The organism is Ferdinandcohnia sp. Marseille-Q9671, from assembly GCF_976954385.1.
In genome coordinates this window covers 679541-696901 of the sequence record NZ_CDRJTA010000001.1, presented here as the reverse complement: position 1 = coordinate 696901, position 17361 = coordinate 679541, and the positions used below count along the sequence as shown (strand labels likewise).

Here is a 17361-nt window from a genome sequence, read left to right as displayed (position 1 = left end):
AGGGATGAAAATGAATATCTTAATATGTAGTGCAGGAAGAAGAGTAAAACTAGTTTCCTATTTTAAAGAGGAGCTTGCTCAAATAGGTGGAAATGTAGTTGCAGTTGATTGTGACAATAAAGCACCAGCTTTATATTTTGCAGATGCTTATGAAATTGTTCCACGCATAGACCAACCCGAATACCTACAGACCATTAAGGATATATGTAGAAGATATAAAATAGATGCTGTTCTTTCACTTATTGATCCGGAATTAACGTTATTAGCAAGCCATAAAAGTGAGTTTGAAAACGAAAATATAAAAGCAATCATTTCAAATTGTGATGTGGTAGATATTTGTTATGATAAATATTTAACTTCTACATTTCTACAATCAAATCAATTGCCTTTTATAAATTCTTATATTGATATTGAGGAAGTTGAAAGAGACTTAGAGAATGAGAGAATACATTTTCCATTAATTCTGAAACCGAGAAAAGGTAGTGCAAGTTTAGGAATTCATAAAATTAATTCTTTTAAAGAACTCCATGCTTTGTTTAAAGCGAATGATGATATTGTTATACAGCCTTTTGTTGAAGGTGAGGAGTACGGTGTAGACTGTTATATCGATTTACTTAATAATCATGTTACAAATATCTTTATAAAGCGAAAAATAAGAATGAGGGCTGGAGAAACTGATAAATCCATGGCAGTCAAGGACGAGGAGCTTTTTAACATCGTTGAAAGATTAATAGATGCGTTGGGACCGATTGGGCCTATTGATATAGATTGCTTCAAAACGACATCTGGGTATCTTATTTCGGAAATTAATCCACGTTTTGGGGGAGGGTACCCTCATGCTCATGAACTAGGACAGAATTTTCTAAAAAACATCATTAATAATCTAAAAGGTATTCCAAATCAATCAGTGGTTGGAAACTATGAGGAAGGCTCCATATTGATTAAGTTCGATAGTCATCAAATCATTAATGCGGAGAGTGGTATATAGTAATCCCTTATACAAAAATTGGGTCAAGAGCTGTACCAAAATCCCTAAGCTATCTAAATTAATTAACCAGTCATTCGATTAGTTGGCTTTTCAGCTAGTGTGAAGAAAATAAACCTATCTATAAATTTGGTTAGAGGTTGATACTTTCAAAGAGAAAACCTCTTCATTATGAGAGGCGATAGAAAAAATATGGAAAATGACCTAAAGCATGGAATTATTGTTGACTTTTTTGGTTTGCCGGGAAGTGGGAAAACAACAATTGCCCATTTGCTTGCAAATAAATTGAACGAAAATGGTTACGAGATACAGGAAAATATTTATTATATGAATAATGAGTATAGTTCCTTAAAACGGATTGTAATAAAAACTGTTAATACTATCACTTTTACGATAAAAAACTTTGCTTACTTATGTGATTTATTTTCAATGTTTAGTGGGGTCACTATTAGAAATTATCATGAGGTGATAAAACAATGGGTTAATGTTTGTTTTGTACTTACAAATGTAAACCAAACTAACAAAAAAGATTTTGTAATAGCAGATCAAGGAATTATACAAGCAGCTATTTCCTTGTCGGTTACTTATAAGAATGTTGACATTGAAGCCGTTATTAGAAAACTTTATGAAAGGGTTAACTCACCTGTAAGGCATATATATATATCTGTCGAATTAGAAAAGGATCTAGAACGTTTAAACCTAAGAGACAATGGTAAATTAAGAGTAGACTTTGAAAAAGATGAAGTGTTGCAAAGATTTCAATTAAAAGTAATTGAAAAATTATGTAATGAAGTAATAAAATCTTTTCCACATACCATTATTGATAACAATGGATCATTTCAAAGTGAGTTAACGTCGATTATTAACACAGGGATGCTAGAGGAAGTAATGAGAATTTTAGAGACATCTTCTAGGATTAATAATATTTCAAAAGGTTGTCCTAGTTAACTTTAATATAGTTTCTTGGACCTATCAGAATCAACATTGATTGAATTATTTGATTAAGATTTATTTTTTTATAGATTCTTTATTTGTAATAGTTTGGAATTTGTCATATCTACGTTTTGAGTCGATTTGGTTTAAAGCTATGAATAATTTAGGTGAAGGAATCCTCATTGTCATATTACACACTATTCCAGAAAAAAACGTGCAATATGATGAATACTCTGATTGATCATATTGCACGTTTTCTATTTATTTTGTGATTTCCATTTGTTAAACTCCAAAAACTCTTTAAATTCTTCTTTCGAAACTCCTGATTTCATAGCTTCTTGTACTAGTTGGGCCCAATCAGAATCAAGTTCTTCTATTTTTGTATCGTGGTCCTCATTATGGAGTAATGTATTCACTGATACGCCGAGGACCGAAGAAACCTTTTCTAGAAATTGGATAGAAGGGTTCGATTGGAGGTTTCGTTCGATAGAGCTTAAGTATGATTTGGCAACTCCTGCCCGATCTGCTAGTTCTGATAGAGATAATTGTTTTTGTAAGCGATATGTTTTGATGCGTTGACCAATCATTGATTTCACCTTCCTTCCCTTCCCCATTATAACATATAATGAAGAAATGTTTTATAATAAGAACAAAAAATAAAAAATAAAGAACCCGGTGTGTTCCGAGTTCTCTAGCTTGATAATAATAGTATAAGTTTATAGTACGGTTTGTTATATGTAAGGTTGGTTATGCTGTTTTACTTTGGAGGAAAGCTTGAATATCCTGGACGCTCATTCCTATCTCCATTGCTTCTAAAATTAGTTCAATCCAATCTTGATCCAATTGTTCATTTTTGTTTTGTACTTCATTAATCATTATTCGTTTTCCTCCCAAAATACAATTTGTATTCCAGGCAGTCCAGCCATCATAATTGAATACCCAACGTTAGACCTGTGACTTTGCGTCCCTATTTTTCAATAGGTTTGCCTTTATCTGCTTGAACTCCAGCTGACTGACCTATAACGATAGTCCCTTATATGTATAGAACCTTTGTATTACATTTAGAAGTATAAAACATAAAAAATATTATTTCTGTAAAAAAATGTCGATGTCAAAATATTTACAAAAATAGTTTTGTTGTTTGTTCGCCTACTTAAAATATGTTAGATATTATCGTATTTTGTTATAAAAGCTCGAAGGATGGGGTGAAAGACCTATAATTGTTAATATGTCTTTTCATTCAGTTTACATATTCCAATAATCACATGGGGTAAATTGTAAAATTGCCAGTAAATTGCAAGTTAATTGTCGAACGATTTTTCAAAAAACACCCTCAAAAAAGGAAAAGCCCACCCTCGAATATGAGGATAGGCCTATTTTATAAAGCATTTTGACAGAGATAAAACAACCCGCCATTGATAATTTCGACAAGAACTTTTGGTTCGTACTGGTCTCTAAGTGCTTCTTTTTCAATTTCATAGCTTTCTGGTTTTTCTTCGATTCCTTCATAAAAAGCATTTAAAAGAGCAAGGTCTTCATCCCACCGTTTTCTAGCTTCATCTGCCCATAAGTGATCCTGTGTCTTAACAAACCCTCTGATATATTGCTGTAATCGACTCACTCCACTTTGTGGTTTTACAAGTGGAGACATCGTATAGGTTAAATCAGGAATTTTTGGTGTTAACGGTAACCGTTCAAGTTTTTCTTGGAAATCCTCTATAATCATTCCGTTTATAAGTTGTATGCCGAGAGACATCAATACATCTCGTTTTCGATCACATTTATATGAAACCTTCACATTTAACCCTAACCATGGAAAAAGGGGAGTGTTACCCTGCATACCGGGAGTTGTCTGTTGATAGAGCCTAATGTAGCTTGCAAGTTTTTTGGAAGACTCAAAAATTTGATGTAAGCGGGGAGCTCCGAAGTGGATAAAGTCCCCCTTTATGTTATCAGGTGTTTTGTCCCGGTCTGTGATTAATGTAAGCTTCATCGGATTTGGGGTACCGCCTGTTTTTTCAACATAGGTCCAATAGAAGGGACGGTTCATTAATTGCTTATCTATATCAACTGTTAATTGGACGGTCATATGTCCAGGTTGTTTTTCAAGAATTTCACAGTTGTTTGAAACAAAATATTTTTCCAGAAAATTAACTATTTCCTGTTGCTGCATGCTGCTCACCACCGTTTTGTTCTTCAAAGCTAATAATGGATGTTAGATTCTCCATTTTAATCTTTATTTCTCCTTCGCTACGTGATCGAAGCATAATATCCTGAATATGGTCTTCGATATTTCCAAGGTCCAATCTTGTTAAAATATCGTCGAGTTGACCAATCACTCGCTCAAACAGATTAATTTTTTCATATAATAGCTTTAAGATATGCTCTTCAACTGTGTTTTTAGTTGCAAAGTTATATATATGAACATCCTTTTCTTGCCCAAGACGATGGATACGACCTATGCGTTGTTCAAGTCTCATTGGATTCCAAGGAAGGTCATAATTGATTATGTGATTACAGAATTGCAGGTTAATCCCTTCACCACCGGCTTCTGTTGCGATTAGCACCTGGAAGTTACCTTTGAATAACTCTCGCATCCAGTCCTTCTTCCCGCGCTTGAACCCACCTCTAAATGGGACGGAGGAAATACCATTTTGCTTAAGGAACCATTGTAGATACATTTGGGTAGCTCGATATTCGGTAAAGATAATCACCTTATCGTCGATTTGCTTTATTAATTCAACCGCTTTTTCAGCTTTGGAATTTTGGCTAACACCCTCGACCTTTTTCATTAGTCCCATTACAAGGTCTTCAGGTACCTGGGCACTGCCATCCTCATTTTTCTTTTCAAGCATCTTTTTCAATGTATAATAGACAGCTTCACGACTACTACAAGCTTCTCTTTGTAACGTTAAAATGGAGAACATACTTGATGCAAAGTTTGACATATTTGAACGATAGGCAGTAATGGCATCATAGAGCTCCTGCTCCGTTTCGGAGAACTCAATCGTAACCGCTTCAACCTTCCGTTTTGTCCATTCGATTCCCGTATCATCTCGACGGTTCCGAATCATAACCTTGTTCACTAGTTCTTTTAAGTGCTCATGATCCTCAATCGAACGACTTTTCTTTCCGAACGATTCCTCGAAATTCTCTTGATTCCCTAAGTGTCCAGGTTTTAATAATGACACTAGATTGAAAATCTCTTCAATTCTATTTTGGATTGGTGTAGCAGTAAGTAATAAACAAAACTTCTTTTTTAGATTTTGGACGAATTCATAGTTTTTGGTTTTATTATTTTTAAGCTTATGTGCTTCATCAATAATGATAAGGTCATAATCCTGCTCATACACGATTTCTCGATGTGGACTTCGTTTTGCTGTATCAATAGAAGAAACAACCACATCATATTGTTCCCACATATAACTTTTTTTCTGTTGAACTGCAGGAATATAAAACTTCTGATTTAATTCGGTTGCCCATTGTGATACAAGGGATGCAGGCACAAGGATTAACACCTTTTTGACAAGTCCACGAATCATATATTCTTTTAAAATAAGACCAGCCTCGATCGTTTTTCCGAGCCCCACCTCATCTGCTAAAATAGCTTTTCCGTTCATTTTTTCAACCACTTGCTTTGCAACCTCAAGTTGATGAGGAAGTGGCGTTAATTGTGGTAAATGCTTAGGTGCCTGAAGACCTTCGAATTCAGGTATCGACTGGTGCCTTTCCACTTCGTATGCAAGCTTATACAACTCCCAGTTCGCCCAAGGACCGTCGTCGTCAATTCTCTGCAGAAAGTCACCTTGCCACGACTGATCAAATTCAAAATCGACATTCATATTTTCACAGTCCTTTCGTAGTTGAGTATTGTATAAAAATGATTAAATCTCCCAAAACACGAACAATATTAATGAAAAATAATTTATTGTTAAGAAAATAATATATTGCCCAAATGACTTGGAGATGGTAGGATAAAAGTAGTTCGAAAACGCTTCTCTATGCTTTATAGAAGTGTTTGTGCCCTACTTTATTTTTAAGAAAATAAAGCTTTCAGGATGGACATGGATAAATTTTCATAGTCGTTTTGTTAGTATTACCAAAAAAATGAAAAATATGAAGACCGCGGATGACAACAAGGGGAGAGACTACATTTTGTAGCGCCGAAGGAGCAAGCAATAAACATTGTGAATCTCTCAGGCAAAAAGACTCTTGTTCGACGCAACTCTGGAGAGAGCCGATAAATTACAGAATTTAGGTAAATTGTTTTTTGATCTTGCTTAATTCTTAATGGCCACCAAAGGGGAAAGCCTTTTTAGATAGTGTTTAAAAAGGAGGACAAAAAGAGCCGAGAAGGTCGAGGCGGCGAAGTTTCGAGGAGCGGAGTGTATGCCATTAATACATGAGCACCAGAGAAGCGAGCCAACGAAGAGATTCGACAGCTATTTTTCCCGGCCTTTTTAAACTTCATCTATCTTAGGTAAACTTTCAGGTGCAAGGACAGAGACTTCACACACGCTGTGGAGTTTATCTGTCCTTTTTTATGTTGTCAGAATCTTTTAATAGTAAGAATTCAAAAGAAGATATGGCAGTAACATAACCCATTTAACTTTATTCAGGTAGAAGTCTCTACTTTAATGGGATTGAATGTAAAAGGTAATTAATTCAGTAGGGTTCAAATCCCGGTTGAATAAAGTTATAGCCTCCGGCGGATGCCTCAGATTTTTTAGAGGAAGTTTTTCGAGCAAACTCGAAAAAAAATCTGGGCGCAAATACGCCAAGGCGCATTTGATAATGAACTTATTTTTGAAGGAGGAATTATGTTGTCTGATTTAAAACGAACACCATTATTTCAGGAATATCAAAATCATGGTGCAAAAACAATTGATTTTGGTGGTTGGGATCTTCCAGTGCAATTTTCAAGCATTAAGGAAGAGCATGAAGCTGTCCGCACAAAAGCAGGTCTTTTTGATGTGTCACACATGGGTGAAATCGATGTAAAGGGTAAAGACAGCTTAGCCTATCTTCAAAAAATGATGACAAATGATGTAGCTCTTTTAAAGGATGGTGCCACCCAATACACCGCTATGTGTTATGAAGACGGTGGAACAGTGGATGACTTATTAATCTATAAAAAGTCTGATGACCATTATCTATTAGTTGTAAATGCTTCAAACACAGATAAAGATTTTGATTGGTTGAAACAGCATGTTTTCGGTGATGTGGAGGTTGTCAATATTTCTAATGAAATTGGGCAACTGGCTCTTCAAGGTCCCGTAGCAGAAGCTGTTTTACAAAAGCTTACAGCTACTGACTTAAGTGAAATTACCTTTTTTAAGTTTAAGGATGACGTTGAGATTGCAGGGAAGAAAACGCTAGTTTCAAGAACAGGTTACACAGGTGAAGATGGATTTGAGGTTTATTGCCAAGCGGAAGATGCAGCTTTCTTATGGAATGCAATCTTAGAAGCAGGCGAGCTTGAAGGAGTGTTACCTTGCGGACTTGGCGCGCGTGATACATTGCGATTTGAAGCAAATCTTGCTCTATATGGTCAAGAGTTATCCAAGGATATTACCCCTATTGAAGCTGGAATCGGCTTTGCGGTAAAACCAAATAAAGAAGCTGACTTCTTTGGAAAGGCTGCATTAAAGCAGCAAAAGAAAGAAGGGGCTCCTAGAAAAATAGTAGGAATTGAAATGATAGATAAAGGTATTCCGCGTCATGGCTATGAAGTTTTTGTAGGTGACGAGCAAGTCGGTGAGGTAACAACAGGTACACAATCACCAACATTGCAAAAGAATATTGGATTAGTCCTTATGAAAAAGGAATATGCCGAACTAGGAACAGAAGTAGAAGTTCAAGTTCGTAAAAAACGCCTAAAAGCAGTTGTAGTAGCAACACCATTTTATAAGCGTCCAAAAAAATAATAGAGATAAGTGGGAAAGGGGTACATTCATGAAACATCGTTACTTACCAATGACGGAACAAGATAAATCTGAAATGCTTGAAGCAATCGGCGTTTCTGCTGTCGATGAGCTATTTAATGATATTCCGGAAAGTGTTCGATTTAAAGGAGAATACAATATCAAGAAAGCGAAATCGGAGTCTTCTTTAATGAAAGAACTCTCTGCACTTGCTGCGAAAAATGCTGATTTACGTAGCCATGCATCATTCCTAGGAGCTGGCGTTTATGATCACTATATGCCAGTTATTGTGGATCATGTGCTATCTCGATCAGAATTCTATACAGCCTACACTCCATACCAACCTGAAATTTCACAAGGTGAATTACAAGCAATCTTTGAATTTCAAACTATGATTTGCGAGCTAACCGGTATGGATGTAGCAAACTCATCAATGTATGATGGTGGAACTGCACTTGCTGAAGCAGCGATGCTTTCAACAGGTCATACAAAGAAGAAAAAAGTGCTCGTTTCACAGGGGGTACACCCAGAATCAAGACTTGTTCTTGAAACCTATGCAAAGGGACAATACATTGAAGTGGTTGAAGTTCCTACTAAGAATGGTGTAACTGATATTGAGGCTTTACGCTCTTTAATGGATGACGATGTAGCAAGTGTAGTTGTTCAATATCCGAACTTCTTTGGTCAAATTGAACCACTTAAGGACATTGAACCGGTTGCGCATACAGGAAAAAGTATGTTTGTTGTATCAAGTAATCCATTAGCACTTGGTGCGTTAACACCTCCAGGGAAATTTGGCGCGGATATCGTAGTAGGAGATGCGCAACCATTCGGAATTCCAGCAGCATTTGGTGGACCACACTGTGGCTATTTCGCAGTTACATCGAAACTAATGCGTAAGGTACCAGGGCGTCTTGTAGGTCAAACGGTTGATGAAGAAGGTAAACGTGGTTTTGTTTTAACGCTTCAAGCACGTGAGCAACATATCCGTCGTGACAAAGCGACATCAAATATTTGTTCAAACCAAGCGTTAAATGCATTAGCAGCTTCAGTTGCAATGACAGCACTAGGTAAAAAAGGTGTGAAGGAAATTGCAACACAAAATATCCAAAAAGCTCATTATGCAAAACAACAATTTGTTGCAAATGGATTAGAGGTTGTTTTTGAAGGGCCATTCTTTAATGAATTTGTTGTGAAGGTTGGTACTTCTGTTAAGGAAGTAAATGCTAATCTTATAGAAAAGGGTATCATTGGTGGATATGATTTAGGCCGTGACTATCCTGAGTTTGAAGGACATATGCTAGTAGCTGTTACTGAGCTTCGTACGAAAGAAGAAATTGACACACTTGTAAAAGAATTGGGGGATGGCAATGAGTAAGCAAGATCAACCATTAATTTTTGAACTAACAAAGTCAGGTCGAGTTGGTTATAGCTTGCCAGATTTAGACGTACCTGAGGTAAATATAGATGAGGTTATCCCTGCTGATTATCTTCGAGTAGAGGAGCCAGAGCTACCAGAAGTGTCAGAATTAGATATTATGCGTCACTATACAGCATTATCCAAACGAAACCATGGAGTGGACTCAGGTTTTTATCCGCTTGGTTCTTGTACAATGAAATACAATCCGAAAATTAATGAAAATGTAGCACGCTACAATGGATTTGCACATATTCATCCATTACAAGATGAAAGTACTACTCAAGGTGCGCTTGAACTTATGTATGACCTTCAAGAACACTTAAAAGAAATAACTGGAATGGACGAGGTTACACTTCAACCAGCTGCAGGTGCACATGGTGAGTGGACTGGATTAATGATGATTCGTGCATACCATGAAGCAAATAATGATACTGCCCGTACAAAGGTTATCGTTCCAGACTCAGCACACGGTACTAACCCAGCATCTGCAACAGTAGCCGGTTTCGAGACCATTACGGTTAAATCTGATGAAAACGGACTTGTTGACCTAGAGGATTTACGTCGTGTTGTTGGATCCGATACGGCAGCATTAATGCTTACGAATCCAAATACACTAGGATTATTTGAAGAAAATATACTAGAGATGACGGAAATTATCCACTCTGCAGGTGGTAAAGTATATTATGATGGTGCAAACCTAAATGCGGTTCTCAGTAAAGCTCGCCCTGGAGATATGGGCTTTGACGTAGTTCACCTTAACCTACACAAAACCTTTACTGGCCCACATGGTGGGGGAGGTCCAGGTTCAGGTCCTGTTGGAGTAAAGGCAGATTTGATTCCATACCTTCCAAAACCAGTGCTTGTCAAAACAGAAGAAGGTTATCAATTTGATTACAATCGTCCACAATCAATTGGACGTGTGAAACCATACTATGGTAACTTTGGTATCAATGTACGTGCATATACTTATATACGCTCAATGGGTCCAGATGGACTTAAGGCGGTAACTGAAAATGCAGTCATTAATGCGAACTATATGATGCGTCGTTTAGCACCATATTTTGATCTGCCATATGATAAGCACTGTAAGCACGAATTTGTATTATCAGGTAGACGTCAGAAGAAACTGGGCGTACGTACATTAGATATTGCAAAACGTTTGCTTGATTTCGGTTATCATCCACCAACTATCTACTTCCCATTAAATGTTGAGGAATGTATGATGATTGAACCAACCGAAACAGAATCAAAGGAAACTCTTGATGATTTTATCGAAGCCATGATTCAAATCGCAAAAGAGGTAGAAGAAAATCCAGAGATCGTTCAAGAAGCACCACACACAACAGTTGTAAGCCGTCTTGACGAAACACTAGCTGCAAGAAAACCAGTTCTACGATATCAAAAACAATAATTACTTACTATATAGAAGAGATTCATCCTAAGATGGATGGATCTCTTTTGTTTTATAAATTACCAATAATTACCGTGGTATAATGTCTTGTAAAAAAAGTCCCTAGCTGGTAATATAGGTTAAGTCATCACGACAACGTGAACGACAGAACAACAAACTTTTAAATGAAAAGTTCATCTAAAAAATACTTTTTAAAAAAGTTGTTGACTTTATTTGTTTGAAAATGTTATATTATTAAAGTCGCTTTTGAAAGGCGGCCATAAAGTTCTTTGAAAACTGAACACAATACAAGCGTCAACGTTTTAATTCTAAGTAACAAATTATTGAGCAATCAATACTCTTATTGGAGAGTTTGATCCTGGCTCAGGATGAACGCTGGCGGCGTGCCTAATACATGCAAGTCGAGCGGATCTTTGGGAGCTTGCTCCCAAAGATTAGCGGCGGACGGGTGAGTAACACGTGGGTAACCTGCCTGTAAGACTGGGATAACTTCGGGAAACCGGAGCTAATACCGGATAACATATAAGACCACATGGTCTTATATTAAAAGATGGCTTTTAGCTATCACTTACAGATGGACCCGCGGCGCATTAGCTAGTTGGTGAGGTAACGGCTCACCAAGGCGACGATGCGTAGCCGACCTGAGAGGGTGATCGGCCACACTGGGACTGAGACACGGCCCAGACTCCTACGGGAGGCAGCAGTAGGGAATCTTCCGCAATGGACGAAAGTCTGACGGAGCAACGCCGCGTGAGCGATGAAGGCCTTCGGGTCGTAAAGCTCTGTTGTTAGGGAAGAACAAGTACCGTTCGAATAGGGCGGTACCTTGACGGTACCTAACCAGAAAGCCACGGCTAACTACGTGCCAGCAGCCGCGGTAATACGTAGGTGGCAAGCGTTATCCGGAATTATTGGGCGTAAAGCGCGCGCAGGCGGTCCTTTAAGTCTGATGTGAAAGCCCACGGCTCAACCGTGGAGGGTCATTGGAAACTGGGGGACTTGAGTGCAGAAGAGGAGAGCGGAATTCCACGTGTAGCGGTGAAATGCGTAGAGATGTGGAGGAACACCAGTGGCGAAGGCGGCTCTCTGGTCTGTAACTGACGCTGAGGCGCGAAAGCGTGGGGAGCGAACAGGATTAGATACCCTGGTAGTCCACGCCGTAAACGATGAGTGCTAAGTGTTAGAGGGTTTCCGCCCTTTAGTGCTGCAGCAAACGCATTAAGCACTCCGCCTGGGGAGTACGGTCGCAAGACTGAAACTCAAAGGAATTGACGGGGGCCCGCACAAGCGGTGGAGCATGTGGTTTAATTCGAAGCAACGCGAAGAACCTTACCAGGTCTTGACATCCCATGACAACTCTAGAGATAGGGCTTTCCCTTCGGGGACATGGTGACAGGTGGTGCATGGTTGTCGTCAGCTCGTGTCGTGAGATGTTGGGTTAAGTCCCGCAACGAGCGCAACCCTTGATCTTAGTTGCCAGCATTCAGTTGGGCACTCTAAGGTGACTGCCGGTGACAAACCGGAGGAAGGTGGGGATGACGTCAAATCATCATGCCCCTTATGACCTGGGCTACACACGTGCTACAATGGATGGTACAAAGGGCAGCGAAACCGCGAGGTTAAGCAAATCCCATAAAACCATTCTCAGTTCGGATTGCAGGCTGCAACTCGCCTGCATGAAGCCGGAATCGCTAGTAATCGCGGATCAGCATGCCGCGGTGAATACGTTCCCGGGCCTTGTACACACCGCCCGTCACACCACGAGAGTTTGTAACACCCGAAGTCGGTGGGGTAACCGTAAGGAGCCAGCCGCCTAAGGTGGGACAGATGATTGGGGTGAAGTCGTAACAAGGTAGCCGTATCGGAAGGTGCGGCTGGATCACCTCCTTTCTAAGGAAACTGAAGTTCTACGAACTTCATAAAAAGACGCTTTGTATTGTGGTCAGTTTTGAGAGTGCTTTTTCTCTCAAAGGTAGATTTTTGCTTGTTGCAAAAATCATTGCGCTTGCGTCTACAAGATGAATCGAAGATGATTGATTCCTCAGCGCAAGGCAGCATGATGCCGAAACACTGATGATTAATCACGATGTGATTGAAGTCAGTAGCCTCGTTCCTTGAAAACTAGATAACGTAACAAAACATTCATTGAAGTAAGTAAAGTTCTTTAAAACTTAAAGGTGAACGAGAAGCGAGAAGGTCGAGGAACCGATGGAGGAATCACCGGAGCGTACTTTAGGGTACGTGAGGATGATGACGACAGCGGTGACAAAGAGATTCGAAGCTTATCGAAGCCGAATAGGTTAAGTTATGAAGGGCGCACGGTGGATGCCTTGGCACTAGGAGCCGATGAAGGACGGTACTAACACCGATATGCTTCGGGGAGCTGTAAGTAAGCATTGATCCGAAGATTTCCGAATGGGGAAACCCACTGCCCGTAATGGGGTAGTATCCATACCTGAATTCATAGGGTATGAGAAGGTAGACCCGGGGAACTGAAACATCTTAGTACCCGGAGGAAGAGAAAGCAAACGCGATTTCCTGAGTAGCGGCGAGCGAAACGGAAGATAGCCCAAACCAAGAGGCTTGCCTCTTGGGGTTGTAGGACACTCTATACGGAGTTACAAAAGAACGGAGTAGACGAAGCGACCTGGAAAGGTCCGTCAGAGAAGGTAACAACCCTGTAGTCGAAACTTCGTTCTCTCTTGAGTGGATCCTGAGTACGGCGGGACACGAGAAATCCCGTCGGAAGCTGGGAGGACCATCTCCCAAGGCTAAATACTCCCTAGTGACCGATAGTGAACCAGTACCGTGAGGGAAAGGTGAAAAGCACCCCGGAAGGGGAGTGAAATAGAACCTGAAACCGTGTGCCTACAAGTAGTCAAAGCACATTTATGTGTGATGGCGTGCCTTTTGTAGAATGAACCGGCGAGTTACGATCCCGTGCAAGGTTAAGTTGAAGAGACGGAGCCGCAGCGAAAGCGAGTCTGAATAGGGCGAAATAGTACGTGGTCGTAGACCCGAAACCAGGTGATCTACCCATGTCCAGGGTGAAGTTCAGGTAACACTGAATGGAGGCCCGAACCCACGCACGTTGAAAAGTGCGGGGATGAGGTGTGGGTAGCGGAGAAATTCCAATCGAACTTGGAGATAGCTGGTTCTCTCCGAAATAGCTTTAGGGCTAGCCTCGAGTATAGAGTCTTGGAGGTAGAGCACTGATTGGACTAGGGGCCCTCATCGGGTTACCGAATTCAGTCAAACTCCGAATGCCAAAGACTTGATTCTCGGGAGTCAGACTGCGAGTGATAAGATCCGTAGTCAAGAGGGAAACAGCCCAGACCACCAGCTAAGGTCCCAAAGTATACGTTAAGTGGAAAAGGATGTGGAGTTGCTTAGACAACCAGGATGTTGGCTTAGAAGCAGCCACCATTTAAAGAGTGCGTAATAGCTCACTGGTCGAGTGACTCTGCGCCGAAAATGTACCGGGGCTAAACGTATCACCGAAGCTGTGGATTGTTCTTACGAACAATGGTAGGAGAGCGTTCTAAGTGCAGCGAAGTCAGACCGGAAGGACTGGTGGAGCGCTTAGAAGTGAGAATGCCGGTATGAGTAGCGAAAGAGGGGTGAGAATCCCCTCCACCGAATGCCTAAGGTTTCCTGAGGAAGGCTCGTCCGCTCAGGGTTAGTCGGGACCTAAGCCGAGGCCGAAAGGCGTAGGCGATGGACAACAGGTTGATATTCCTGTACCACCTCTTTACCGTTTGAGCGATGGAGGGACGCAGGAGGATAGGGTAAGCGCGCTGTTGGATATGCGCGTCCAAGCAGTTAGACTGGTAAGTAGGCAAATCCGCTTACCGCGAAGGTTGAGCTGTGATGGCGAGGGAAATATAGTACCGAAGTTCCTGATTCCACACTGCCAAGAAAAGCTTCTAGCGAGGTAAATGGTGCCCGTACCGCAAACCGACACAGGTAGGCGAGGAGAGAATCCTAAGGTGATCGAGAGAACTCTCGTTAAGGAACTCGGCAAAATGACCCCGTAACTTCGGGAGAAGGGGTGCTTTTTAGGGTGAATAGCCCTGAAAAGCCGCAGTGAATAGGCCCAGGCGACTGTTTAGCAAAAACACAGGTCTCTGCGAAGCCGCAAGGCGAAGTATAGGGGCTGACACCTGCCCGGTGCTGGAAGGTTAAGAGGAGGGGTTAGCTCTAAGCGAAGCTCTGAATCGAAGCCCCAGTAAACGGCGGCCGTAACTATAACGGTCCTAAGGTAGCGAAATTCCTTGTCAGGTAAGTTCTGACCCGCACGAAAGGTGTAACGATCTGGGCACTGTCTCAACGAGAGACTCGGTGAAATTATAGTACCTGTGAAGATGCAGGTTACCCGCGACAGGACGGAAAGACCCCGTGGAGCTTTACTGCAGCCTGATATTGAATTTTGGTACAGCTTGTACAGGATAGGTAGGAGCCTTGGAAGCCGGAGCGCTAGCTTCGGTGGAGGCGTCGGTGGGATACTACCCTGGCTGTATTGAAATTCTAACCCGAAGGCCTTATCGGCCTTGGAGACAGTGTCAGGTGGGCAGTTTGACTGGGGCGGTCGCCTCCTAAAAAGTAACGGAGGCGCCCAAAGGTTCCCTCAGAATGGTTGGAAATCATTCGTAGAGTGTAAAGGCACAAGGGAGCTTGACTGCGAGACCTACAAGTCGAGCAGGGACGAAAGTCGGGCTTAGTGATCCGGTGGTTCCGCATGGAAGGGCCATCGCTCAACGGATAAAAGCTACCCCGGGGATAACAGGCTTATCTCCCCCAAGAGTCCACATCGACGGGGAGGTTTGGCACCTCGATGTCGGCTCATCGCATCCTGGGGCTGTAGTCGGTCCCAAGGGTTGGGCTGTTCGCCCATTAAAGCGGTACGCGAGCTGGGTTCAGAACGTCGTGAGACAGTTCGGTCCCTATCCGTCGTGGGCGTAGGAAATTTGAGAGGAGCTGTCCTTAGTACGAGAGGACCGGGATGGACACACCGCTGGTGTACCAGTTGTTCTGCCAAGGGCATCGCTGGGTAGCTATGTGTGGAAGGGATAAGTGCTGAAAGCATCTAAGCATGAAGCCCCCCTCAAGATGAGATTTCCCATAGTGTTAAACTAGTAAGATCCCTCGAAGATGACGAGGTTGATAGGTCAGAGGTGTAAGCATGGTGACATGTGTAGCTGACTGATACTAATCGATCGAGGACTTAACCAAATACAGCTTCATGAATGTTTCAGTTATCTAGTTTTGAAGGAATGAATATTTCTTCATATAGTTTAGTGACGATGGCGAGAAGGTCACACCCGTTCCCATACCGAACACGGAAGTTAAGCTTCTCAGCGCCGATGGTAGTTGGGACTTTGTCCCTGTGAGAGTAGGACGTCGCTAAGCAAACGAAAGATCAGCTATTATGCTGATCTTTTTTTGTTCATATTTTAGAATCAATTATAATGTTTCGATTGTTGATTAATATAATTTTTTAATCACAGCAAATTTATCTAAACGATATAAAGCAAAGCTGATAAACGATAAATGATATATCGTAAACGGTCTAAACGATATAAAGCAAAGCTGATAAACGATAAATGATATATCGTAAACGGTCTAAACGATATAAAGCAAAGCTGATAAACGATAAATGATATATCGTAAACGGTCTAAGCGATATAAAGCAAAGCAGACAAACGATAAATGGTATATAGTAAGCGAGCTAAACGATATAAAGCAGTGCCGAGAAACGATAAATGATATAACGCAAAAGAACTAAACGATATAAAGCTAAGTCGCCAACCATGCGCCAAGTAAAGGTAAAAGTAGCGCAGTTAACCATAGAAGAGGGTATAGATTTCGCGACTTTCTAACTCTTTTTGGTGGTAGGCTTATGTTAAATATACTTTTGTGTAAACAATTCATGATTGCAAAAATGGTAGCCGTTCCTAAGAAACTATATAGAAGTAAAACGAAATAATAAGCAAATGTTTTCTCATTGTAAGAAAACATTTGCATCAATAATAGAAAGAAAAAAGGTATCAGTACTAATATTATCAGGGCTTGAAAGTTCTTTATAAATAGATAAGGCGATTTTGTTATTGCTTGGCTGATCGTTGTATCTTCTATAACAATAAGGTATGGAGTTAGTGAATAGAAACATACAATGATAATTGCTACTAGAGCCAATGGCCAAAACACTATGCCCAATATAAGGATAATTCCGCTTACTATTAGTTCGATTAACGAGAAAAGTACCATATTTTTATAATAATAAGCAGCAATTTTTAAAGCCGAATATGTATTATCAGGTCCCTCTAAAAAGCTTTTCATCGAACCCAAGTACATCCCTAAGGCATAGCTTTTAATAAGTAATATGAAAGTGCCTGCAATGATGGACAGTAGCCAATTATTGGTGACGGTCGTTTGTATAAAACGATACGGAAAATTTACATCTTCTATCAGTGGTAACCCAATTGGAAAGATTGCTATCATATCCAATGGAAATTCCATTGTGGGATGAGGAAGCAGGCTAAAGCCTATGTATACTCCAAGGCTACCAATAAAGAGTAATATGACGTTTATGAATAATGGTATAAGGATGAGTCTTGGATGGAAAATGGTATGATATAAACCGGTAATAAAATTCAATATATCACCTCGATCGTTGCTTTCCATATTT

Annotated in this window: 10 protein-coding genes, 3 rRNA genes and 2 riboswitches; of the genes, 8 read left to right on the top strand and 5 right to left on the bottom strand. The window is 40.6% G+C overall.

Annotation, left to right across the window (positions count from 1 at the left end; all coding sequences use genetic code 11):
- Positions 1–10: 10 nt before the first annotated feature.
- Both ACWNMY_RS03680 and ACWNMY_RS03675 read left to right on the top strand, forming a co-directional pair.
- Positions 11–988 (top strand): ATP-grasp domain-containing protein, encoded by a 978-nt coding sequence (locus ACWNMY_RS03680; RefSeq protein ID WP_449536930.1) that lies wholly within the window; start codon positions 11–13, stop codon positions 986–988.
- A 189-nt stretch (positions 989–1177) separates the two neighbouring features.
- Positions 1178–1933 (top strand): hypothetical protein, encoded by a 756-nt coding sequence (locus tag ACWNMY_RS03675; RefSeq protein ID WP_449536929.1) that lies wholly within the window; start codon positions 1178–1180, stop codon positions 1931–1933.
- A 242-nt stretch (positions 1934–2175) separates the two neighbouring features.
- On the opposite strand, the gene ACWNMY_RS03670 is transcribed toward ACWNMY_RS03675, so the two are convergent.
- The 4 genes from ACWNMY_RS03670 to ACWNMY_RS03655 all read right to left on the bottom strand — a co-directional run bounded on the left by ACWNMY_RS03670 (position 2176) and on the right by ACWNMY_RS03655 (position 5760).
- Positions 2176–2505: a helix-turn-helix domain-containing protein gene (locus tag ACWNMY_RS03670; RefSeq protein ID WP_449536928.1), complete on the bottom strand. Its 330-nt coding sequence runs from the start codon at positions 2503–2505 to the stop codon at positions 2176–2178.
- 160 nt (positions 2506–2665) lie between these two features.
- Entirely contained in the window at positions 2666–2794 is a 129-nt protein-coding gene (locus ACWNMY_RS03665) for an anti-repressor SinI family protein (RefSeq protein WP_449536927.1), read from the bottom strand.
- Positions 2795–2827: 33 nt separating this feature from the next.
- Positions 2828–2916, bottom strand: a riboswitch (cyclic di-GMP riboswitch).
- Positions 2917–3296: 380 nt separating this feature from the next.
- Entirely contained in the window at positions 3297–4091 is a 795-nt protein-coding gene (locus ACWNMY_RS03660) for a YqhG family protein (RefSeq protein ID WP_449536926.1), read from the bottom strand.
- Positions 4069–5760, bottom strand: a complete 1692-nt coding sequence (locus ACWNMY_RS03655) for a DEAD/DEAH box helicase (RefSeq protein ID WP_449536925.1) — start codon at positions 5758–5760, stop codon at positions 4069–4071. The genes ACWNMY_RS03660 and ACWNMY_RS03655 overlap by 23 nt, the downstream gene beginning before the upstream one ends.
- Positions 5761–6047: 287 nt before the next feature.
- Positions 6048–6140, top strand: a riboswitch (glycine riboswitch).
- Between the two features lie 598 nt (positions 6141–6738).
- Between ACWNMY_RS03655 and gcvT the strand changes: the two genes are divergently transcribed.
- From gcvT to rrf, 6 genes are all read left to right on the top strand, one after another.
- On the top strand, positions 6739–7845 hold the full coding sequence (gcvT, locus tag ACWNMY_RS03650) for a glycine cleavage system aminomethyltransferase GcvT (RefSeq protein ID WP_449536924.1): 1107 nt from the start codon (positions 6739–6741) through the stop codon (positions 7843–7845).
- Between the two features lie 28 nt (positions 7846–7873).
- Positions 7874–9220: an aminomethyl-transferring glycine dehydrogenase subunit GcvPA gene (gene gcvPA, locus ACWNMY_RS03645; protein ID WP_449536923.1), complete on the top strand. Its 1347-nt coding sequence runs from the start codon at positions 7874–7876 to the stop codon at positions 9218–9220.
- Entirely contained in the window at positions 9213–10673 is a 1461-nt protein-coding gene (gene gcvPB / locus ACWNMY_RS03640) for an aminomethyl-transferring glycine dehydrogenase subunit GcvPB (RefSeq protein ID WP_449536922.1), read from the top strand. The genes gcvPA and gcvPB overlap by 8 nt, the downstream gene beginning before the upstream one ends.
- Before the next feature lie 340 nt (positions 10674–11013).
- Positions 11014–12563: ribosomal RNA gene (locus ACWNMY_RS03635) — 16S ribosomal RNA — on the top strand.
- Between the two features lie 408 nt (positions 12564–12971).
- Positions 12972–15905 (top strand): 23S ribosomal RNA (locus ACWNMY_RS03630).
- 61 nt (positions 15906–15966) lie between these two features.
- Positions 15967–16082 (top strand): 5S ribosomal RNA (gene rrf / locus ACWNMY_RS03625).
- Together the 16S, 23S and 5S rRNA genes form the textbook arrangement of a ribosomal RNA operon.
- Positions 16083–16469: 387 nt before the next feature.
- Here rrf and ACWNMY_RS03620 read toward each other — a convergent pair.
- Positions 16470–17330 (bottom strand): hypothetical protein, encoded by an 861-nt coding sequence (locus ACWNMY_RS03620; protein WP_449536921.1) that lies wholly within the window; start codon positions 17328–17330, stop codon positions 16470–16472.
- Positions 17331–17361: the final 31 nt, after the last annotated feature.